The following is an 18,685-nucleotide window of genomic DNA, read 5'->3' as shown; positions in this document are numbered from 1 at the left end:
CCGCGGGGTAATGTCTTCAATAATCAAATTTTCGGCTCTTCGTCATTTCCTACGGATAAGACGGTTTTCAGTTCAAGATCGCATTGGTTTAGAACTATAAAGCAGTTGACTGAAAAATCAACAGCATTGGAATGTTAATTGTCTAAAACGTGATTTTAATATACAATCTTTGATGCAATTGGTTTTGTTCCTCAAGTGCGTAAGTCCTACAGTTTTCATGGAGGACATTATGAGGATGTCCATGCAAAACAACAAAGAGCAAAATTTTCTGTAATAATTTCACAGGCACTGAGGCAACTGTGTCAGAAAAGGCAATAAATACCAAAGTTTTAGTCACCAGAACAGATTTTTTCATGCGTATTCGGTTACGTGAGAAATCGTGACAACTGCATCCATTTCCATAATATTTATTAAATATTTTGTTAAGTTGCAGGCTGAAATAGGGTGTCGACTTCATGTAAACAGGCCAAAATTGAAGCTGGTTTCTGATGCAAAATCGATAGCTCTGGCAAGAAAGTTCCTTAACCGGCGTCTGATAAAAATATTTTAGTTTAAATGTATTGGCAGGCGGAGACCCATGAACACTTCAACATTTAGAGGCTGTCCAACAACTCATTTCAGGTAAAAACATCAAAAAACATCTAAAAGAGGCACTTTATGTTTTAAATTAAAAAGTACTATTTATTAGAAATTATGATTCTTAAAACTATTTACCTGGTTATCTTAATATTTATGATCCTGGGTGAAATCATATCGGCATAATTGACTAATAATAATGAAATTTGCGGAAAAAATACACGATTCATTCTCATGGTTATCGGTTGCAGCTTGAATAGCTCATTATTTTTAGTCTTTATAAAATATGATTTAAAATTCATTCATAAAATTAGTTCCAGAGCTAAGTGTAAAAAGTGGTGATGTCCAATGAGTTATATAAGAAATGTTTATATAAAAAAGATTTGTCCTGTTTGTGGAAATGAATTTATTGTCTTAGAAACCATGGAGAAGAAAGCTGTTTACTGCACTCTTCACTGCCTCTCAATATCTGAATATGAGCAGAGTAATAGCGTTTCTCCTTTAATAGCTACATAATTCCGGTGGACTGTAGTAGCAGAACTGAAATCATAGTCTTATGAGCAAATATTCGAATTCAGACTAAAAAATAGGGAAATTCGATACAAACTTCAATTACCAGATTCCATTAAATTTATTTCTGTAAAGTTGTCTACTAAACAAGCTAGCATATAATAGTTATTATATTGCTTACAGGCCGACTGTTAACGTACATCCAGGTCGGTCTATAAGTTTTTGCTGGCCGATAAGTAGAGATGGTATTCTGTCAACTGTGATCCCATATTTCAACTCTTTGATTTAGAAAGTATAAGCTCGAACGCTTTTGTCTATTTATTTTTGTTCTCTCCTGTGATGGATTCTTCTTTCTGACTTCTCTTCTCGCCCTGCAAAGGCTTTATATATTAGATATGCTATGTAAAGGCAAAGTACATGCAAGATGGAAGTTTCACGCACTTTAGTGCTTGAAATTATCTAATCAGATCAATGTGATGCTTAATGCTAATATCCTGGAAATTTCCGGGAGATAGGGTTTTCTGCCGTGCTTTACGGAAGATTTCCTGCATTGAAGATAAATCCAGTGAGAAAAGTCGGATCAACATGAGTGTTAAAGGGCCAATGCTTTGAAACGCCCGCTTTTGGCGTCCTGAGACGCCTAAAATCGCACGAAGCTGTTCAAGTTTTCGATGAGTTGCGGTTGCAGTCACTGAATAATGAAGTTTCAATTAGGGAACTGAATTTAAAATCAGGTTACCATATACTGAAGTTTCAAATCAGACTACTGAATGTTTCAAATCAGTGCCAGATGCCTGGATTAGGGTCTGCCAGGATCGTAAAATCGATCCTTTAAGAGTATGCTCCTGCTAGACAAGCTGGGAAGAGGATCGGATATTGCAGATGCCTGAAGGAATTAGGGTACCGGGAGCATAAAGCTCTGGTCTGCTCGAGGCATACGTGCCAGGCAGGTCTAAATACGTCCCTCCCCACCTGGTAGCGTTCGGGGAATCCAGTGTATTTTTTTCTTTTTCCACTCATGTTGGGCCGACCGGAGGGGCTGGCATTTTAATTGAAATTTACGGAGTAGAAATATGGCAAGCATACACCGACCAAAACGAGGTTCCCTCGCATATAGTCCACGCAAAAGGGCAAAGAGCCACATTCCACGGTTCAGAGCCTGGCCGGAGGCTACAGGTGAACCAAGGCTACAGGGTTTTGCAGGGTACAAGGTGGGCATGACCCACGTGATCATGGTTGATGACACAAAGAACAGCCTTACCCAGGGTATGGAAATCTCCGTACCTGTAACTGTCATCGAAACTCCCGCAATAAGGGTTGCAGCCATCCGGGCTTATGCAGAAGACACCACCGGAGAAAAGGCAATCGCTGAGGTATGGGCAACAGACCTTGATCCTGAACTCAAACGCAGGATCCCTATACCAAAAGGGGAGAACATGGCTGAAACCCTTGGGAATATCGGTAAAATGATAGAAGAAGGAAAGGTAAGCGATATTAAAGCAGTTACCTATACTCTGCCAAAGAGCCTTACCGGGGTCCCCAAAAAGACGCCCGATATCATGGAATCCGGAATTAGCGCCAGAGATCTCAACACCAAGTTCGAGTACGCAAAATCCATTCTCGGCACCCTTGTAAGCATAACCGATGTTTTCAAGACCGGAACACTTGTTGACACAGCTGCGATTACTATCGGAAAAGGTACTCAGGGCCCTGTCAAGCGCTGGGGCATCCAGCTTATGAAAGGCAAACACTCCAGGCAGGGCAGTCTCAGGCAGATTGGTACTCTTGGTGGCTTTGGCCTTCGCCGCGTCTCCTGGAGAGTCCCGCAGATGGGTCAAACAGGATATCACCAGAGAACCGAGTTCAACAAGCGCATCCTTAAGATTGGATCCGATGGAGAAGAAGTCACTCCAGAAGGCGGCTTTATGAATTATGGCTTTGTCCGTGGGGATTACGTGCTGATCAAAGGCAGCGTTCCCGGGCCTTCCAAGAGACTTATTAGACTCAGAGATCCGATCAGGGCAAAGAAAGCCGACCTTGGCGAACCGAATATCCTTCACATAAGCAGGGAATCCAAGCAGGGGTGAAGTGAAATGGCTACAGCAAAAACAATAGACCTTACAGGGAAGGTTGTCAGGGAGATTGAGCTTCCCGACGTGTTTGACGTGGATTACCGACCTGACCTGATTAAAAAGGCAGTGCTTGCGGCACAGGCAAACAGGCTTCAACCCTATGGTCCCCGTCTCTATGCAGGAATGGAAACTTCCGCAAGAGGCTGGGGTTCAGGGCGAGGCGCATCCCATATTCCAAGGCTCGTAAACAGCAGCAGAGCTGCAAGAGTCCCGCACGCAAGAGGCGGAAGAAGAGCCCACCCACCAAAACCGGAAGCTGACAGAAGCGAAAAGGTCAACACCAAAGAACGCCGCTATGCAATCCGCTCCGCAATCGCAGCAACCAGGGATCCGACCCTCGTAAGCCTGAGGGGCCATATCTTTGAAGCCGAGCTTCCGATTGTTACGGAAAACGCTCTTGAAGACCTGGATAAGACAAAGCAGGTAATAGAATTCCTGCAGGCTATCGGAGTCTACGAAGACGTGCTCAGGGCAAAATACGGAAGACACATCAGGGCAGGCCGCGGAAAGCTTAGAGGTAGAAAATACAAGCACAAAAAGAGTATCCTTATTGTTGCAGGAGAAAGTGCGCCTATCCTGAAGGCCGCAAGAAACCTCTCAGGAGTAGACGTTGCAACAGTGGATTCACTGAATGCCGAACTGCTCGCACCTGGTACTCACGCAGGGCGCCTTACTATCTGGACAGAATCCGCAGTTGAGAAACTGGAAGGTGCATTCCAATGAGTTCCATTAATTATCCTTTTGTTACTGAAAAAGCGATGATGCTGCTTGACGAAAACAAGCTCCAGTTTATCGTGGATACCAGGTCAAACAAAAAGCAGATCGTAGAAGATGTTGAAAAACTGTACGGGTTCAAGGTAAAGGCCGTGCGAACCATGACAACCATGAAGGGCACGAAAAAAGCAATCCTGACATTCGAAGATCCTGAATCTGCACACGAGATTGCAACCCGGATAGGACTAATGTGAGGTGTGATGTATGGGTAAAAGAATCATATCACAAAACAGGGGTAGAGGTACTCCGACCTACAGAGCTCCTTCTCACAAGTACAAGGCAGAACTGAGGCACCCCCGTGTTGACGAGAACACGTCGATTCAGGGGAAAGTCATTAATCTCGAGCACGACCCTGCTCGCTCAGCTCCGATAGCAAAAGTTGCCTTTGAAACTGGGGAAGAACTTCTCCTGCTGGCCTCAGAAGGAGTTGCAGTAGGGAGCACAATCGAGTGTGGAGACGATGCCGATGTCAGGCCAGGAAATATAGTTCCTATAGGAAAGGTGCCTGAAGGTTTCTTTATCTGCAATATCGAGTCAAAGCCAAATGACGGCGGCAGATTCGTGCGCTCCTCTGGTGTATACGCAACTGTCGTAACCCATGAACCTAACAGAACTGCAGTAGCAATGCCTTCAGGTAACATTAAATGGCTTAATCCGAAGTGCAGAGCAGTTGTCGGTATCGTTGCAGGCGGAGGCCGTGTGGACAGACCATGGCTCAAAGCCGGGAAAAAATACCACAAAATGAAAACAAGAGCTGCTAAGTATCCCAGGGTTTCAGGAGTTGCCATGAACCCACGTGACCACCCATTCGGTGGAGGTGCCTGGAAGCACCCGGGCAAGCCCACAACGGTTAGCAGAAACGCTCCGCCCGGAAGGAAGGTCGGACTGATTGCAGCTAGAAGGACCGGAATGAAGCGCTGATGAGGGGTGTTCGTTATGGTTAAAAAATCATCATCAAGATTACCAAAGAGAAAGGGTGAGTATACCTACCGCGGGAAAACCGTCTCAGAACTTCAGGAACTGAGTCTTGAAGAGTTTGCAGAACTCCTGCCTTCGAGAGAACGCAGGAGCATTAAACGCGGGTTCACTGAAGGGCAGAAAAAAGTCCTGCATGAGTTTAAGGAAGGAAAGAAGGTCAGGACTCATCACAGAGACCTGATCATCCTTCCGGAAATGATCGGACAGACTATTGAAATCCACAATGGGAAAGGTTTCGTGAGTGTGGACCTCCAGCCTGAAATGATCGGGCACCGTTTTGGAGAATTCGCACCCACAAGATCAAAAGTTTCACACGGCAGTGCCGGTGTGGGAGCAACCCGTTCAAGCAAGTTCGTGCCACTGAAATGAGGTGAGAGGGAATGGCAAGAATTAATTATTCAGTTAAAGGAGACCCTGAGACAACCTCTAAGGCTATGGGTTCTGAACTCCATATTTCCCCTAAAAAGTCCCGTGAAGTCTGCTGCAAAATTAAAGGCATGAAAGTTGCTGAAGCAAGAAAGTTTTTAGAAGATGTAGTTGCTTTAAAGCAGGCAGTTCCCTTCAAAAGACACCACGATGGAACTGGACACCGAAAAGGTCCAATGGCTGCAGGCAGGTACCCTGTTAACGCTTCAAAAGAAATCCTCAAGATTTTGAAGAATGCAGAAAGCAATGCCGAATACAAAGGCCTTGAACCCGCAAACATGTATATTATCCATGCTGCAATTCAACGCGGCAGGGTAATTCACGGGTTTATGCCGAGAGCCAGAGGACGGGCCACTCCCAAAGACACAGACACTGTAAATATTGAGATGATTCTTTCCGAGGTGCGCTAAATGGCAATAGAGAGAAAATTCGTAAATGATGGGTTTGTCAAAGCCTCCATGGACGAGTATTTCGCAGAACAGCTGAACAGAGCTGGATACGGCGGTATGGAGCTTAACAGGACCCCAATGGGCACCCAAATTGTTATCTATTCTGAAAAGCCTGGAATGGTAATAGGGAAAGCCGGAAAGGTCATCAGAAAGCTTACCAGGGACGTAGCAACCAAGTACAATCTTGAAAATCCGCAGATTGACGCTCAGGAAGTTAAGAAACCTGAACTTAACGCTCAGATGATGGCATCAAGGCTTGCAGCTTCAATTGAGAGAGGCTGGTATTTCAGGAAAGCCGGACACAACACCCTTCGGGCAGTCATGAATGCAGGCGCACTCGGCTGTGAAGTTGTCATTTCCGGTAAACTCACAGGTGCCAGGTCAAGAGTTGAAAAATTTATTGACGGGTACGTAAAGCATTCCGGACATCCTGTAGAAGAGGTCGTAGACGAAGGGTTTGCAGTAGCAGTCAAAAAGCTCGGGACCCTTGGTTGTAAAGTCAGGATCATTCAGCCGGACGTTGTCCTTCCTGACTCATATACTACTAGGGAACCAAGTGAGCCTGTAACTGAACCGGTTGAAAAGCCTGCAGAAAAACCTGCTGCAAAACCAGTTGAAAAACCTGCCGAAGTTCCTAAAAAGGAAAGCGTTGCAAAACCCAAAACTCCTGCAGCAGCACCTGCGAAACCAGTAGAAGTAGCTGAAGTTGCAGAACCTGAAGAAGCCGAGGAAGAACCTCAGGCTGAAGCAGCAGAAGACTTTGAAGAGGCTGAGATCATTCAGGTTGAAGGTTCGGAAGAACTTAGAAGACAGGTCAACGGAGTCTGGCAGCACAAGCATGAGGGTTATGACTACTGGCATCCGATGGCAAGGGTTCACAAGGAGGCTAAGGAATAATGGCAATCCTCAGATCCAAAGAAATCCGGGATATGTCACTTGACGAAAGAGCTGACGAACTCGAGACCCTGAATAGTGAACTGGTCAGGGAACGTGCCCTTACTTCCGCAGGCGGAGCTCCTGAAAACCCGGGAAGAATCGGAGAAATCAGAAGAACGATTGCCCGGATAAAGACAATTCAGCATGAGCTAAATGAAATCTAAAGTGGAAATTCTACCTTCGACCCTTATCTACCATGAACTGATAGGGCTCGAAATTCAGGTGATTCGTTCCACTAATCCAGCATTGATAGGAATCCGCGGCCTGGTGATTGACGAAACGAAAAATATGTTAATCATAGAAAACTCAGGGTCGCGGGAACTGAAGATTCCAAAGGCGGATTCGGAATTTCTCTTCCGAATCCCTGCCGAGCTCTCAGAAAAAGGCCGCAGATCCGATACATTCGTTAAAATTCAGGGAAACCTGCTGCTCTCACAACCCGAAAATCGGATCAAGAACATTAAAAAGTTACGCAAATGGGGCTAAACTCATGGCAAAAGATATTGGATTGAACATACCGGCGCCATCAGAAGAATGTAATGATTCATACTGTCCCTTCCACGGAACACTTCCAGTAAGAGGTCAAATCCTTGTGGGCACCGTGGTCAGCAGCAAGATGGACAATACGGTAGTTATTGAAAGGCAATACATGAAATTGGTGCCGAAATACCAGAGATACGAGAAGAGACGCTCGAAGGTTCACGCACACAACCCACCCTGCATTTCAGCAAAAGTCGGGGATATCGTTACGATTGCAGAATGCAGACGTATAAGCAAAACAAAGTCCTATGTGGTAGTTAAAGCGGAGGTGCCCAAATGAAAGGCATACGCTCCAACATCCCAAGGGCTCTCAATGCAGGTGCCAAGGTTCCCTGTGTGGACAACACCGGAGCCAAGGTCGTTGAGATTATTTCTGTCAAGAAATACAGAGGGGTAAAGAACAGAATGCCCTGCGCAGGAATTGGGGACATGTGCGTCGTCTCAGTAAAAAAAGGCACACCAGAAATGAGAAAGCAGGTACTCCTTGCAGTAGTGGTTCGCCAGAAACAGGAGTTCCGCCGTCCGGATGGGCTGCATGTGTCCTTTGAGGACAATGCCATGGTAATCACGGATGAAGAAGGAATTCCAAAAGGCACGGACATAAAAGGTCCTATAGCAAGAGAAGTAGCTGAGAGGTACCCCAAGATCGGGACCACAGCATCTATCATTGTCTGAGGTGGCGAAAATGGTATCCAAACAGCCTAGAAAGCAGAGAAAGGCAAGATATAATGCGCCTCTGCACGTCAGACAGAAATTCATGGGCGCAAGGCTTAGTGAAGCACTCTCAAAGGAGTACGGCACAAGAAGCGCCGCAGTTATAGCGGGAGACACCGTGAAGGTCATGCGTGGAGATTATAAGGGCACTGAAGGAAAGGTCCAGGCCGTTTCGCTTCAGTACGGCACAATTTCTGTGGACGGAGTTATTTCCACCAAAGTGGATGGTACCGAAGTCTCAAGACCGATATACCCCTCCAATGTTATGATCACAAAACTGGAACTGAAGGACGGGCGCAGAGCATCAAGTATTAAGAAGTGAGGCAGGTGATTTTGTGACACACCAGAAAAGATTATCAATTCCAAGAAGCTGGAAGGCCGGAAAAAAAGGTTATAAGTGGGTCTCCACCACTCGCCCGGGGCCTCACAGTCAGGCACGCAGTCTTCCGCTCGGAATTATAATTCGTGATATTCTCAAGATTGTAGATAATAGCAGGGAAGGCAAAAAGATTCTCTCGGAAGGCAAAGTTCTTGTAGATGGGATTCCCAGAAAAGACCTCAGGTTCCCGGTTGGGCTTTTTGACGTAATTACACTCCCTCTCATAAATGAAACGTACAGGATGTTCCAGGACGAAAAGGGACGTCTGGTACTTCACAAGCTGGATGCAACAAACGTTAACAAATTGTGCAGGATCAACAACAAAACTACTCTCAAAGGAGGAAAGGTTCAGCTTAACCTGAATGACGGGACCAACATTCCGGGTTCTAACGAGTACGGTACAAAGGACTCTCTGATTCTCTCATTGCCTGACAAGCAGATAGTAAAGCACCTGCAGTTCAAGGTCGGCAATCTGGCAATGGTAGTAGGCGGCCAGCACTCTGGAGAAATCGGAAAGATCACTGAAATCAAGGAAGTTAAGAGTTCCAGACACAATACTGTCGCGATTTCAGGGGAAACCGATTTCGAAACAATTGAAGATTACGTTATTGTTATTGGCGAGGACAAGCCTGAGATCCGGCTCGGTGGTGAGGTAATTGAATAATGTTATGCGCACTCCCGTTGTTGAGAAGGTAATTGTCCACATGGGTGTTGGAGAAAGTGGCCAGCATCTAGTAAATGCCGAAGAAATCCTCAAGACTGTTACAGGGCAGGGAGTTGTCAGGTGCTTTGCCAAGAGGACCCTTCCGGCTTTCTCGATCAAAAAGAACGAGCCTATCGGCTGCAAAGTAACCCTGAGAGGCCAGAGAGCCCAGCAGTTTCTCGAGACCGCCCTTGGTATCGTTGATAAGACTCTTGTCAGGTCCCAGTTTGACTCCCTTGGAAACGTCTCTTTCGGAATTGAAGAACACACTGATTTCCCGGGCATGAGATATGACCCGAATATCGGGGTTTTCGGAATGGACGTAACAGTTGTTATCAAGCGCCCTGGAGAAAGAATCTGCAAGAGAAGGATTGCAACAAGGAAGATCCCGGCTAACCACAGAGTCACAGTTGAGGATGCCATTGCTTTCCTTAACGATAGCTATGGCGTGGAGGTCATGTAAATGGCGGAGACTATAAATAAGTCCGGAAAAGGAGTAAACGTGTGCAAGCGGTGTGGAAGAAAGCAGGGACTTGTCCGCAAATATGACATTTACCTCTGCAGGCACTGTTTCAGGGAAATTGCCCACGATATGGGTTTTGAGAAATATTCATAAGGTGATTAAAATGGTATTACTTGATCCTCTTGCAAACGCCCTTTCCACAATTAAAAATGCCGAAGTTATTGGGAAAAGTTCCTGTATTATCAGGCCTGCCTCAAAAAACATTGGCAACGTGTTGAAGGTTATGCAAGATCTCGGCTACATTGGAGAATTCGAGTTTATCGATGATGGAAAAGCCGGAATCTACAGTGTAACCCTTGTGGGAAGAGTCAACAAATGCGGTGCAATCAAGCCGCGGTATTCCGTAGGAACTGGCAGCTTTGAACGCTGGGAAAAGCAGTTCCTGCCGGCAAAGAACTTTGGCGCCCTTATAATAACTACTTCAAGCGGAGTTATGTCCCAGTACGAAGCCCGTGAGAAGAAGATTGGTGGGCAACTTCTTGCTTATGTGTACTGATGGAGGAAACAGGAAATGGTTAAGGAAATTGCAAGAAAAATAGAGATTCCTGAAGGAATTTCCGTTTCTATCTCTCAGGATGTGTTTACAGCCAGTGGCCCTCTGGGGACTGTAGAAAGAAAACTATGGTATCCTGGAATCAAGATCTACGTCAGGGACGGCGAAGTAGAGGTAGATGCAGAATCTTCCAGGAAAGAACAGAAAGCCATGGTAGGCACTTTTACTTCCCACATCAAAAACCTTATAAAAGGCGTAAATGAGGGTTTTGAGTGCAAGATGACTATTCTGTACGCTCACTTCCCTATGCAGGTAAAAGTTGATGGTAAGACCCTCATAATAGGAAACTTCCTTGGAGAAAAAAAGCCAAGAGTTGCAAAGATTCTTGGTGAAACAAAGGTTAAGGTTTCTGGAAATGAGGTGACTGTTTCCGGAATCAACAAGGAAGATGTCGGGCAGACTGCCGCAAATATTGAACAGAAGACCAAGATCAAGAGATTCGACCCAAGGATTTTCCAGGACGGAATCTACATTGTGCAGAAGCCCTGAGGTGGTTATGATGGCAGAAGAATTCAAATCAGAAAGTACTTCAGTTTCCACCCTTGATATGGACTCTGAATCCAGGCGATTATTCAATGTGAGAAAAGTCCAGAAGGGAAAGAAGCCCCAGTTTAAAAGAGCAGCCTGTCATAAATTTAAGAGGCTTGACAGCAACTGGAGGCGTCCGAGAGGTTCTCAGGGTAAACAGCGTCGAAAGTATGTCTCAAAAGGTGCCCATGCCCAGGTAGGGTACGGAAGTCCTGCTGCAGTAAAAGGATTGCACCCTTCCGGTTATTCTGATGTGCTTGTTTCCAGCGTTGCTGAGCTTGAGCTCGTTGATCCTTCTTATGAAGCTATCAGGATAGCATCGACAGTAGGCTCAAGAAAGAAAGCTGTTATTATCACAAAAGCTGGAGAACTCGGTATTAAAGTACTGAACCCTGGAAGGAGTGAATAAAAATGTCAGATCTGGCCAATCAAAGAAGGTTAGCCTCCAAGATTCTCGAATGCGGACTTGACAGGGTATGGCTTAATCCGGAAGCCTCCGAAGAGATCGCATCGGCAATTACCAGGGAAGATATTCGCGGGCTCATTGAGAAAGGCACTATTAAAGCCAAGCCGATCAAAGGAGTCAGCAGAGGCCGAGCCAGAGCTCTTGCTGCCAAGCGCAAGTATGGGCACTGCAAAGGTCAAGGTTCAAGAAAAGGTAAGAAAGGGGCCCGCACTCCTAAGAAGGAGCAGTGGATCAAAAAGATCAGGGCTCTTAGAAGAAGGCTCAAGGAACTGCGTGCAGATGGAACACTTGATAAATCCGTGTACTGCAGACTTTACAGAAAAGCAAAAGGCGGAGAATACAGAAGCGTTTCCCACCTGAACTCCCACCTTGGGTCTGAAAAACTGTTAAAGAAATAACCTGGAGGAGCTAAATATGGCAACAGGACCAAGATATAAGGTTCCTTTTAGACGAAGAAGAGAAGGACGCACTAATTACCACCTGCGACTCAAGTTACTGCTCTCAAGGCAGGACCGTGTGGTTGTCAGGAAGAGTGCAAGAAATGTTCAAATCCAGTTAATAGCTCCGACCCCAGAGGGGGATATAACTTATTCCTCAGCCGCTTCGAGTGAGCTTGCTAAGTACGGTTATACAGGATCTACCGGAAACACAACGGCTGCATACCTTACAGGGCTCCTTTTCGGGCTTAAAAGCTTGAATAAGGGATATGAAGGAGGAATCCTGGATATAGGACTTCAGGCTTCCTCTGCAGGTTCCAGAGTCTATGCTGCGCTTAAAGGCATAGTAGACTCGGGTTTTGAAGTCCCCTGCAGCCCTGAAGTTTTCCCTTCGGAAGAGAGAATCCGGGGAGAGCACATTGCTGAATATAGAGAAGAGAGCTCAGACCTGCCAGAGCAGTTTGAAGCAACCAAAGAGAAAATCTTTGCTGAATTTAGTTAAGGTGATTAAATGGCATTCGATGAAGATTGGGTTCCAAAAACCAGGCTTGGAAAATTAGTCATGGAAGGACAGGTTGCTTCCATGGAAGAAGCAATCAAATCAGGCCTGCCTATCAGGGAGCCTCAGATAATTGATATGCTGCTTCCTGACCTGGAAGACGAGGTGCTCGATATTAACATGGTCCAGAGGATGACTGACTCCGGACGCCGTGTGAAATTCAGAGCAACCGTAATCGTAGGGAACAGAAATGGCTATGTAGGGCTCGGGCAGGCAAAGGATGTGCAGGTAGGGCCTGCTATCCGTAAAGCGATTGATGCTGCAAAGCTCGAGATCTCCTATATCCGCAGAGGTTGCGGTTCATGGGAATGCGCCTGCGGTCTGCCTCACACCGTTCCTTATGAAGTAACCGGAAAGGCAGGCAGTGTAAGCGTAACTCTTATTCCGGCACCAAGAGGCCTTGGAATCGCTGCAGGAAATACTGCAACTAAAGTGCTGGAAAAAGCCGGAATTAAAGACGTATGGACCAAGACCTTCGGTACTACCCGGTCTACTCTTAACTTCGCAAAGGCAACCTTTGACGCCCTCAACCAGGTGAATGTTATGAGGCTGCCAGTCTACTGTAAGGAGGATGCCTGATATGTATGCCATTGTTAGGTTGAGAGGTCAGGTTAATGTCCGGTACACGATTGAAGATACAATGAAGATGCTTCGTCTGCACAAGGTTAACCATTGTGTGTTTGTGCCCGAGAATCCTCATTTCAAAGGTATGGTCCAGAAGGTGAAGGACTACGTTGCCTTTGGGGAAATTGATGCAAAGACTTTTGCAGAGATCCTCGAAAACCGTGGAAGACTCGAAGGCAATACTCGCCTGACTGAGGAATACATCCGGGAAAACACAGCCTATGATTCAATTCAGGCTTTTGCCGAAGCTGTTGTTGAAGGAGAAGCTACCCTTAAGGACGTTCCAAAACTGAAGCCCGTTTTTAGGCTTCACCCTCCAAGAAAAGGACATGCAGGGATTAAAAGAACCGTAAAGCAGGGCGGCGAACTCGGAGACCACGGCGATGGTATCAATGCACTCCTGCACAAAATGAGATAAGGTGGTTTGAATGGATACAAAGAAGTTCAGAGGATCCAGGACCTGCGGAGGCGGGACTCATAAAAACAGGCGTGGAGCCGGAAACCGCGGAGGCCGTGGAAAAGCCGGAGGCTGTAAGCACCACTTTGTAAGAGCTATGCTCAGGGGATACAGCTACGGAAAGCATGGTTTCAAGCTCCCTGCTGAGATTTCCAGGGATGTTTCCATAGTAAATGTGGGAGAACTTGACGAACTTGCTCCTTACCTTGTTGAGGAAGGGCTTGCAGAAATCAAAGATGGTGCGTACCACATTAACCTTGAAAACCTCGAAATCGAAAAAGTACTCGGAAGCGGACGTGTTACGAAGAACCTTGTGGTCACTTCTGAAGGATTCTCCGCATCTGCCCGCGAAAAAATTGAAGCCGCTGGCGGAAGTTGCATCGATGCCGAATAAGTAATGTCACCTGGCATTACTTATTTTAATTCTTTTGGTAACTTTTTCATATTAGATGTACTATACTTACCAATGTCTTACGGTAAAACGTGATCTAACATTTTAAATATTATAATAAACTATATTTTGAATGGTGTAATCGATGACTCTCAGGGATACGTTAGAACCGTTTTTTAACAAGTTACCTGCAGTAGCAAGTCCGGAAAAACACGTCCATTTTAAGGATAAGCTCTGGTGGACTCTGGGAGTCCTTTTGCTGTACTTTGCTCTGGCAAATGTACCGCTTTTTGGGATGTCCCAGGACTCGGTTGACCTTTTTGAATCTTATCGTGCCTTCTTTGCAGGCGCGTCGGGATCTTTAATTCTCCTAGGTATCGGGCCTATTGTAACGGCTTCGATTGTCCTGCAACTTCTTGTTGGAGCAGATATCATTAAATTGGACCTGTCAGATCCCAAAGATCAGGCATTCTTTCAGGGAGCTCAGAAGTTCCTTGTGTTTGTCATGATCATACTGGAAGCTCTGCCGCAGCTACTTGGTGGATATATCCAGCCGGATACAGGACTTGCTTCTGCTCTAAGTGTAGGCCCGGGAGTAATCACCTTCCTGCTTCTTATCCAGATCTTTATTGGAGGCGCGCTGATCCTTTTCATGGATGAAGTGGTTTCCAAGTGGGGCATAGGGTCAGGAGTAGGACTTTTCATTGTTGCGGGAATCTCCCAGCAGATTGTTACAGGGATCTTTAACTGGCAGTATGATTCTTCCGGGCTCCCGGTCGGGCTGATTCCAAAATGGATTTATATCGCCCAGAACGTCGGAGCAGATTACCTCTTCTCAGGTGAGGGTGTAGTGTTCATGCTGGTAAGAGGAGGAATTCTTGCACTGCTAAGCACAGTTGTTATCTTCTTACTTGTGGTATACGTGGAAAGTACAAGAATCGAAATCCCTCTCGCCCATAGTGCGGTTAGAGGAGCTAGGGGCCGTTTTCCTGTTAAGTTGATATATGCATCAGTCTTACCGATGATTCTTGTCAGAGCTCTTCAGGCTAATATCCAGATGATTGGAATTATTCTTGCCAGTCGTGGAATCACTTTCTTTGGAGAGTTCCATGGATCTACGCCTCTAAACGGGATTATGTATTATCTTGCTCCAATACACAGTCCTTACGATTGGATTCCATCTCTTGTGAAAGAGTCCTTTTCAAGTTATGGGGCGGTCACACCTGCAAACTGGCAGATTGTACTTCATGTCTTTACAGATGCTACTATGCTTATCGTAGGTGGAATCATCTTTGCACTTTTCTGGATAGAAACAACTGGTATGGGAGCTAAACCCACTGCCCAGAAGATTTTCAATTCAGGTATGCAGATTCCGGGTTTCAGGAGGAATATTAGCAGTATTGAAAAAGTTACCCAGCGTTATATCCCAAAAGTTACCGTAATAGGTGGAGCTTTCATAGGGATTCTTACGTTGATTGCAAGCTTGCTCGGTACTCTTGGAAGTACAAGTGGTACCGGACTTTTGCTGGCTGTCAGTATCGTATATCGTCTCTATGAGGACATAGCTTCCGAGCAGATGATGGAAATGCACCCAATGATCCGCTCCTTCTTTGGGGAACAGTAAGAGGTTCTTTTTGAGCTGTTATAAGGACTCGAATAAGAGAGATGTAATGTAAACAAACTAAAGGATAAACACAGGGATCTTCAAATGAATATAATACTCTTTGGGCCCCCCGGTGCCGGAAAAGGCACCCAGGCCAAAAAAATGGTTGACAACTATGGAATCCCGCAGATCTCCACAGGGGATATCCTGCGGGCAAATGTCAGGGAAGGAACAGAGCTTGGGCTTGCAGCCAAGGGATATATGGACAAAGGAGAACTTGTTCCTGATGAGGTACTTATAGGGATTATTAAGAACCGTCTGAAAGAACAGGACTGTGAAAAAGGTTTTATCCTTGACGGATATCCAAGAACAATACCTCAGGCTGACGCTCTTGCAGGCATCCTTGATGAGATCAATAAGCCCATAGATGTTGTTCTCAACCTCGAAGTTCCTGATGAAGAACTGGTAGAAAGAATAAGCGGCCGCCTTATGTGCAATTGTGGTGCTAGCTATCACAGGACTTTTAACCCGCCGAAAAAAGATGATGTCTGTGATATTTGCGGGAGTAAGGTTTTTCAGCGCGATGACGACAAAGAAGAGGCCGTCAAGAACCGTCTCAATGTCTATAAAAAACAGACCGAACCCCTTATTGAGTATTACACAACGCAGGGATTTCTGGTAACTCTAGACGGTACAAAAGATATTGATGAGGTCTTTGAAGTAATAAAGGCAGTTCTTACAAAATTTGCCTGAATTCTTCATTTCTTTTTTATTTTATTAAATATTCTGACTTTTTATATTATTAAATCGTCTGACTTATCTATTTTATTAAATATTCCGACTTTTCTATTATAGTAAATCTTCTGACTTTTCCGTTTTATTTAATATTCTGACCTTTCTATTTTATCAGCGGATATTGTATTTATCGAAATGTTCTTGCTTTTTTCGCATTCATTTGATTCAAATAATTTGTATTTAAATAATATGTGGCTATTTATATCAACAAAAACTACACACGGAGAAGCTGAGTTAATATGACTGAAAACTCGATCGATGAACTGGTGAACTGGGTTATCAGCGTTGATCGCCGTTTGATTCTGATGGACTCCATGAAAAGGCACCCCTTTGTAAGGGCTTCGGATATTGCTCATGAGGCAAGCCGATCCACACAGAATATCAGCCATGCTTTAAAGGAACTTGAGAGTAAGGGCTTAATTCAGTGTTTGACTCCTGAAAAAACCACGTGGAGAAAGTATATCCTGACAGAAGAAGGAAAAAAAATTTTAGAAGAACTGGATGGGAAATACCTTTGATTATTGGGATTATTGGAGCCAGATTTAATCTATTTTAACGCTGATCGAAAAATTAACCGAAAATACCGATATATTAACCTGAAATAATCAGAGTACTAACCTGAAAGGATCAGAGTATTAACCTGAAATAATCAGAGTACTAACCTGAAAGGATCAGAGTATTAATCTGAAACAACCCTCAGTATTAATCTAAAACAACCAAAGTATTAACCTGAAATAATCAGAGTATTAGCCTGAAAGGATCAGAGTAGTAACCTGAAATAATCAAAGTATTAACCTGAAACAAAGAATTTTTACTCAGGGGGTTTCAAGGCTTTGAGTCTCTTCGGTTTCGCTTTTTCTATAATTTGCTTAAACGCTGAGTTTTGCCCTCAAATTGAGGGTCTTCATATCTTATTACGACATATTTTTACCAGCTCAAAGTCTGCTCTAACAACGGATTTTTTAAACTCTGCAAGGTTTCGCTTGCTTATCCCCTCATATGATTTCATTGTTATTCCGGGGAGTACTTTGCCGTAATTTCATTGAATAGTATAACTTATATATACATCGACACTTATTAACCAGAACAACCTGCGTAATCATTTAAAATTGGCTCCGTAATTGAGCTGATTTATCACGACTTTACAATACTTTAAGCTTGCCAAGCTTCTATTATTGGAATTCTTTTACATTTGAAGATCTCAGAATAACTATTGAATCTGAATGGTGAGGACAACTTGGTTTCAGAGACATTAAAAAATCAGATAGACCGGTTCCTGCTGGCTCTCGGTTTTTCCCTTATGATTGGGATTATGGTCCTTGGACAGGGTTTCAGGGAGGCTGTCGGGGAAGGCGTAGGGACTTTAATGAATCCCATACTTGCTCTGATCGGACAGGAGAATTTCTTTCTAATCCTTTTGGTAATGGCATCTATTACTGCTATTTACGCATCCCTTATCCAGAAATACACAATTGACTGGGACCTCATGAGGAATACCCAGGAACGCATGAAGGTTTTCCAGAAGGAATTCCGAGAGGCACAGCTTTCTCAGAACACTTATATGCTTAAAAAACTGGAAGAACAACGCCAGGCAATGATGGAAGACCAGATGAAGATGTCCAAGCAGCAGTTCAAGCCTATGGCTTACATCAGTATCATTTCCGTTCCTCTCTTCATGTGGGCTTATTATTACATCAGCGGGCACGGGAGTGCCACGATGGTTTTTCCTTTCTGGGGTAAACAGTTGCTGACAACCCATGCTTTTTGGTACTTCCAGAACTGGTTGTACTGGTACTTCATTTGTTCTCTTGGAGTTAGCCAGTTTATCAGAAAGGCACTGGATATCGGTGGGGTCTGATGCGAATAACGGTTAGCGGGCTTCCCGGAAGTGGGACAACAACAGTTTCAAAGCTCCTTGCAGAATACTATGAACTTGAACTGATCTCCTCTGGTGAAATTTTCAGGAAGATAGCCAGGGAGAAGGGAATGAGCCTGGCAGAATTCGGAGCTATGGCCGAAAAAGACCCTTCAATTGACCTGGCTATTGATAAAAATCAGAGGGATGTTATCCACAGTCATGAACAGCTCATCCTTGAAAGCAGGCTTGCAGGCCATATGGCTAAAGATGTCCCGAATGTACTTAAAATCTGGATAAAGGCTCCCTTGCCTGTACGGGTAAAAAGAATCCTGAGGCGAGAAAAATCAGTTTCTTTTGACGAAGAGCTCGAAAAAACAGTTGAGAGGGAAAAATCTGAGGCCCTCCGTTATATGAACTATTACAATATCAATATTGATGACCTCTCTATTTACGACATTGTTATTGATTCTGAAAAATGGAACCAGTACCAGATTCTTGATATTCTGAGGGCCGCTATCGATTCCATCGTGGGGCCGGAGTAATTTCCCTTAATATGTTAAAGGCTGGATTTTTATACAAGGCGTAGAGTTTTATTTGCCGGAACGTGATATACTGATATTACAGCAACCACAGGTCTTCGGCATATGCTCTCTCTTAATTAATGCTGAATTAATAATGCTGGAATTCCTTTTTATATGCATATGGGAATTTCCGTAAATCTTTTTATAAATCTTAGATTTATAACTCTTTAATTTATAACTATTTAATTTATAG

Annotated in this window: 30 protein-coding genes; 29 read left to right on the top strand and 1 reads right to left on the bottom strand. The window is 44.6% G+C overall.

All coding sequences use genetic code 11. The features are described from left to right. The first annotated feature begins 924 nt into the window (after positions 1–924). Positions 925–1,092, top strand: a complete 168-nt coding sequence (locus MSVAZ_RS20760) for a hypothetical protein (RefSeq protein WP_197078830.1) — start codon at positions 925–927, stop codon at positions 1,090–1,092. Between the two features lie 842 nt (positions 1,093–1,934). Here the strand turns inward: MSVAZ_RS20760 and MSVAZ_RS20035 are convergent. Then, positions 1,935–2,102 carry a hypothetical protein gene (locus MSVAZ_RS20035; protein WP_156150964.1) on the bottom strand — a complete coding sequence of 56 codons (168 nt, stop codon included), beginning with the start codon at positions 2,100–2,102 and terminating at the stop codon, positions 1,935–1,937. Between the two features lie 57 nt (positions 2,103–2,159). Between MSVAZ_RS20035 and rpl3p the strand changes: the two genes are divergently transcribed. From rpl3p to cmk, 28 genes are all read left to right on the top strand, one after another. Then, positions 2,160–3,173, top strand: a complete 1,014-nt coding sequence (gene rpl3p / locus MSVAZ_RS04740) for a 50S ribosomal protein L3 (RefSeq protein ID WP_048118683.1) — start codon at positions 2,160–2,162, stop codon at positions 3,171–3,173. Positions 3,174–3,179: 6 nt separating this feature from the next. Continuing rightward, positions 3,180–3,941 carry a 50S ribosomal protein L4 gene (gene rpl4p, locus MSVAZ_RS04735; RefSeq protein ID WP_048118681.1) on the top strand — a complete coding sequence of 254 codons (762 nt, stop codon included), beginning with the start codon at positions 3,180–3,182 and terminating at the stop codon, positions 3,939–3,941. After that, complete coding sequence (locus MSVAZ_RS04730; protein WP_048118677.1) at positions 3,938–4,186, top strand: 50S ribosomal protein L23; 249 nt, start codon at positions 3,938–3,940, stop codon at positions 4,184–4,186. Before rpl4p ends, MSVAZ_RS04730 begins: the two co-directional genes overlap by 4 nt. Before the next feature lie 10 nt (positions 4,187–4,196). Then, positions 4,197–4,913, top strand: coding sequence for a 50S ribosomal protein L2 (locus tag MSVAZ_RS04725; protein WP_048118674.1), 717 nt, complete (start codon positions 4,197–4,199; stop codon positions 4,911–4,913). Positions 4,914–4,928: 15 nt separating this feature from the next. Continuing rightward, positions 4,929–5,339 (top strand): 30S ribosomal protein S19, encoded by a 411-nt coding sequence (locus MSVAZ_RS04720; protein ID WP_048118671.1) that lies wholly within the window; start codon positions 4,929–4,931, stop codon positions 5,337–5,339. Between the two features lie 11 nt (positions 5,340–5,350). Further along, positions 5,351–5,806 (top strand): 50S ribosomal protein L22, encoded by a 456-nt coding sequence (locus MSVAZ_RS04715; RefSeq protein ID WP_048118668.1) that lies wholly within the window; start codon positions 5,351–5,353, stop codon positions 5,804–5,806. Next, complete coding sequence (locus tag MSVAZ_RS04710; RefSeq protein ID WP_048118665.1) at positions 5,807–6,742, top strand: 30S ribosomal protein S3; 936 nt, start codon at positions 5,807–5,809, stop codon at positions 6,740–6,742. It abuts the gene before it with no gap. Further along, on the top strand, positions 6,742–6,945 hold the full coding sequence (gene rpmC / locus MSVAZ_RS04705) for a 50S ribosomal protein L29 (RefSeq protein WP_048118662.1): 204 nt from the start codon (positions 6,742–6,744) through the stop codon (positions 6,943–6,945). The genes MSVAZ_RS04710 and rpmC overlap by 1 nt, the downstream gene beginning before the upstream one ends. Then, on the top strand, positions 6,935–7,267 hold the full coding sequence (gene rnp1 / locus MSVAZ_RS04700; protein WP_048118658.1) for a ribonuclease P protein component 1: 333 nt from the start codon (positions 6,935–6,937) through the stop codon (positions 7,265–7,267). Before rpmC ends, rnp1 begins: the two co-directional genes overlap by 11 nt. A gap of 4 nt (positions 7,268–7,271) precedes the next feature. After that, a complete protein-coding gene (locus MSVAZ_RS04695; RefSeq protein WP_048118655.1) occupies positions 7,272–7,601 on the top strand; it encodes a 30S ribosomal protein S17 in 330 nt (109 codons plus the stop codon). Then, the gene (gene rpl14p, locus MSVAZ_RS04690) at positions 7,598–7,996 is read left to right on the top strand and encodes a 50S ribosomal protein L14 (RefSeq protein ID WP_048118652.1); all 399 of its coding nucleotides are present in this window, start codon (positions 7,598–7,600) and stop codon (positions 7,994–7,996) included. The genes MSVAZ_RS04695 and rpl14p overlap by 4 nt, the downstream gene beginning before the upstream one ends. 10 nt (positions 7,997–8,006) lie before the next feature. Next, entirely contained in the window at positions 8,007–8,357 is a 351-nt protein-coding gene (rplX, locus tag MSVAZ_RS04685; protein ID WP_048118649.1) for a 50S ribosomal protein L24, read from the top strand. Positions 8,358–8,370: 13 nt separating this feature from the next. Next, positions 8,371–9,078, top strand: coding sequence for a 30S ribosomal protein S4e (locus tag MSVAZ_RS04680; RefSeq protein ID WP_048118646.1), 708 nt, complete (start codon positions 8,371–8,373; stop codon positions 9,076–9,078). 4 nt (positions 9,079–9,082) lie between these two features. Continuing rightward, entirely contained in the window at positions 9,083–9,580 is a 498-nt protein-coding gene (locus MSVAZ_RS04675) for a 50S ribosomal protein L5 (protein ID WP_048123703.1), read from the top strand. Continuing rightward, positions 9,581–9,733, top strand: a complete 153-nt coding sequence (locus tag MSVAZ_RS04670; protein WP_048118645.1) for a 30S ribosomal protein S14 — start codon at positions 9,581–9,583, stop codon at positions 9,731–9,733. A 10-nt stretch (positions 9,734–9,743) separates the two neighbouring features. After that, a complete protein-coding gene (locus MSVAZ_RS04665; RefSeq protein ID WP_048118642.1) occupies positions 9,744–10,136 on the top strand; it encodes a 30S ribosomal protein S8 in 393 nt (130 codons plus the stop codon). 15 nt (positions 10,137–10,151) lie between these two features. Further along, positions 10,152–10,682 (top strand): 50S ribosomal protein L6, encoded by a 531-nt coding sequence (locus tag MSVAZ_RS04660; protein WP_048118639.1) that lies wholly within the window; start codon positions 10,152–10,154, stop codon positions 10,680–10,682. Between the two features lie 10 nt (positions 10,683–10,692). Next, entirely contained in the window at positions 10,693–11,130 is a 438-nt protein-coding gene (locus MSVAZ_RS04655; protein ID WP_048123702.1) for a 50S ribosomal protein L32e, read from the top strand. A gap of 2 nt (positions 11,131–11,132) precedes the next feature. Further along, a complete protein-coding gene (locus MSVAZ_RS04650) occupies positions 11,133–11,585 on the top strand; it encodes a 50S ribosomal protein L19e (RefSeq protein WP_048118636.1) in 453 nt (150 codons plus the stop codon). 16 nt (positions 11,586–11,601) lie between these two features. Continuing rightward, on the top strand, positions 11,602–12,126 hold the full coding sequence (locus MSVAZ_RS04645) for a 50S ribosomal protein L18 (RefSeq protein ID WP_048118633.1): 525 nt from the start codon (positions 11,602–11,604) through the stop codon (positions 12,124–12,126). A gap of 9 nt (positions 12,127–12,135) precedes the next feature. Beyond that, positions 12,136–12,762 carry a 30S ribosomal protein S5 gene (locus MSVAZ_RS04640; RefSeq protein WP_048118629.1) on the top strand — a complete coding sequence of 209 codons (627 nt, stop codon included), beginning with the start codon at positions 12,136–12,138 and terminating at the stop codon, positions 12,760–12,762. A 1-nt stretch (position 12,763) separates the two neighbouring features. Next, on the top strand, positions 12,764–13,225 hold the full coding sequence (locus tag MSVAZ_RS04635; RefSeq protein ID WP_048118626.1) for a 50S ribosomal protein L30: 462 nt from the start codon (positions 12,764–12,766) through the stop codon (positions 13,223–13,225). Between the two features lie 10 nt (positions 13,226–13,235). After that, a complete protein-coding gene (locus tag MSVAZ_RS04630; protein ID WP_048118622.1) occupies positions 13,236–13,658 on the top strand; it encodes an uL15m family ribosomal protein in 423 nt (140 codons plus the stop codon). A gap of 142 nt (positions 13,659–13,800) precedes the next feature. After that, positions 13,801–15,279 carry a preprotein translocase subunit SecY gene (gene secY, locus MSVAZ_RS04625; RefSeq protein ID WP_048118619.1) on the top strand — a complete coding sequence of 493 codons (1,479 nt, stop codon included), beginning with the start codon at positions 13,801–13,803 and terminating at the stop codon, positions 15,277–15,279. Positions 15,280–15,363: 84 nt separating this feature from the next. Then, positions 15,364–16,011 carry an adenylate kinase gene (locus tag MSVAZ_RS04620; protein ID WP_048118616.1) on the top strand — a complete coding sequence of 216 codons (648 nt, stop codon included), beginning with the start codon at positions 15,364–15,366 and terminating at the stop codon, positions 16,009–16,011. Between the two features lie 281 nt (positions 16,012–16,292). Continuing rightward, entirely contained in the window at positions 16,293–16,571 is a 279-nt protein-coding gene (locus MSVAZ_RS04615) for a sugar-specific transcriptional regulator TrmB (protein WP_048118613.1), read from the top strand. Positions 16,572–17,290: 719 nt separating this feature from the next. Beyond that, complete coding sequence (locus MSVAZ_RS04610; protein WP_048118610.1) at positions 17,291–17,911, top strand: DUF106 domain-containing protein; 621 nt, start codon at positions 17,291–17,293, stop codon at positions 17,909–17,911. Then, a complete protein-coding gene (cmk, locus tag MSVAZ_RS04605) occupies positions 17,911–18,453 on the top strand; it encodes a (d)CMP kinase (RefSeq protein WP_048118607.1) in 543 nt (180 codons plus the stop codon). Before MSVAZ_RS04610 ends, cmk begins: the two co-directional genes overlap by 1 nt. Positions 18,454–18,685 lie beyond the last annotated feature (232 nt).

It is taken from the genome of Methanosarcina vacuolata Z-761, from assembly GCF_000969905.1.
In the GTDB taxonomy this organism is placed as follows: domain Archaea; phylum Halobacteriota; class Methanosarcinia; order Methanosarcinales; family Methanosarcinaceae; genus Methanosarcina; species Methanosarcina vacuolata.
The sequence above is the reverse complement of the archived record's forward strand: the minus strand, read 5'-3'. Positions and strand labels throughout refer to the sequence as shown.

What these genes read in the sequence shown, in the direction of transcription:
- rpl14p (WP_048118652.1), top strand. Translation starts at nt 7,598, where the DNA reads ATGAAAGGCATACGCTCCAACATCCCAAGGGCTCTCAATGCAGGTGCC.
- MSVAZ_RS04645 (WP_048118633.1), top strand. Translation starts at nt 11,602, where the DNA reads ATGGCAACAGGACCAAGATATAAGGTTCCTTTTAGACGAAGAAGAGAA.
- MSVAZ_RS04650 (WP_048118636.1), top strand. Translation starts at nt 11,133, where the DNA reads ATGTCAGATCTGGCCAATCAAAGAAGGTTAGCCTCCAAGATTCTCGAA.
- MSVAZ_RS04670 (WP_048118645.1), top strand. Translation starts at nt 9,581, where the DNA reads ATGGCGGAGACTATAAATAAGTCCGGAAAAGGAGTAAACGTGTGCAAG.
- MSVAZ_RS04695 (WP_048118655.1), top strand. Translation starts at nt 7,272, where the DNA reads ATGGCAAAAGATATTGGATTGAACATACCGGCGCCATCAGAAGAATGT.
- secY (WP_048118619.1), top strand. Translation starts at nt 13,801, where the DNA reads ATGACTCTCAGGGATACGTTAGAACCGTTTTTTAACAAGTTACCTGCA.
- MSVAZ_RS04720 (WP_048118671.1), top strand. Translation starts at nt 4,929, where the DNA reads ATGGTTAAAAAATCATCATCAAGATTACCAAAGAGAAAGGGTGAGTAT.
- MSVAZ_RS04655 (WP_048123702.1), top strand. Translation starts at nt 10,693, where the DNA reads ATGGCAGAAGAATTCAAATCAGAAAGTACTTCAGTTTCCACCCTTGAT.
- MSVAZ_RS04715 (WP_048118668.1), top strand. Translation starts at nt 5,351, where the DNA reads ATGGCAAGAATTAATTATTCAGTTAAAGGAGACCCTGAGACAACCTCT.
- rpl4p (WP_048118681.1), top strand. Translation starts at nt 3,180, where the DNA reads ATGGCTACAGCAAAAACAATAGACCTTACAGGGAAGGTTGTCAGGGAG.
- MSVAZ_RS04635 (WP_048118626.1), top strand. Translation starts at nt 12,764, where the DNA reads ATGTATGCCATTGTTAGGTTGAGAGGTCAGGTTAATGTCCGGTACACG.
- MSVAZ_RS04660 (WP_048118639.1), top strand. Translation starts at nt 10,152, where the DNA reads ATGGTTAAGGAAATTGCAAGAAAAATAGAGATTCCTGAAGGAATTTCC.
- rpl3p (WP_048118683.1), top strand. Translation starts at nt 2,160, where the DNA reads ATGGCAAGCATACACCGACCAAAACGAGGTTCCCTCGCATATAGTCCA.
- MSVAZ_RS04640 (WP_048118629.1), top strand. Translation starts at nt 12,136, where the DNA reads ATGGCATTCGATGAAGATTGGGTTCCAAAAACCAGGCTTGGAAAATTA.
- MSVAZ_RS20760 (WP_197078830.1), top strand. Translation starts at nt 925, where the DNA reads ATGAGTTATATAAGAAATGTTTATATAAAAAAGATTTGTCCTGTTTGT.
- MSVAZ_RS04615 (WP_048118613.1), top strand. Translation starts at nt 16,293, where the DNA reads ATGACTGAAAACTCGATCGATGAACTGGTGAACTGGGTTATCAGCGTT.
- MSVAZ_RS04730 (WP_048118677.1), top strand. Translation starts at nt 3,938, where the DNA reads ATGAGTTCCATTAATTATCCTTTTGTTACTGAAAAAGCGATGATGCTG.
- MSVAZ_RS04620 (WP_048118616.1), top strand. Translation starts at nt 15,364, where the DNA reads ATGAATATAATACTCTTTGGGCCCCCCGGTGCCGGAAAAGGCACCCAG.
- MSVAZ_RS04630 (WP_048118622.1), top strand. Translation starts at nt 13,236, where the DNA reads ATGGATACAAAGAAGTTCAGAGGATCCAGGACCTGCGGAGGCGGGACT.
- cmk (WP_048118607.1), top strand. Translation starts at nt 17,911, where the DNA reads ATGCGAATAACGGTTAGCGGGCTTCCCGGAAGTGGGACAACAACAGTT.
- rpmC (WP_048118662.1), top strand. Translation starts at nt 6,742, where the DNA reads ATGGCAATCCTCAGATCCAAAGAAATCCGGGATATGTCACTTGACGAA.
- MSVAZ_RS04675 (WP_048123703.1), top strand. Translation starts at nt 9,083, where the DNA reads ATGCGCACTCCCGTTGTTGAGAAGGTAATTGTCCACATGGGTGTTGGA.
- rplX (WP_048118649.1), top strand. Translation starts at nt 8,007, where the DNA reads ATGGTATCCAAACAGCCTAGAAAGCAGAGAAAGGCAAGATATAATGCG.
- rnp1 (WP_048118658.1), top strand. Translation starts at nt 6,935, where the DNA reads ATGAAATCTAAAGTGGAAATTCTACCTTCGACCCTTATCTACCATGAA.
- MSVAZ_RS04665 (WP_048118642.1), top strand. Translation starts at nt 9,744, where the DNA reads ATGGTATTACTTGATCCTCTTGCAAACGCCCTTTCCACAATTAAAAAT.
- MSVAZ_RS04710 (WP_048118665.1), top strand. Translation starts at nt 5,807, where the DNA reads ATGGCAATAGAGAGAAAATTCGTAAATGATGGGTTTGTCAAAGCCTCC.
- MSVAZ_RS04725 (WP_048118674.1), top strand. Translation starts at nt 4,197, where the DNA reads ATGGGTAAAAGAATCATATCACAAAACAGGGGTAGAGGTACTCCGACC.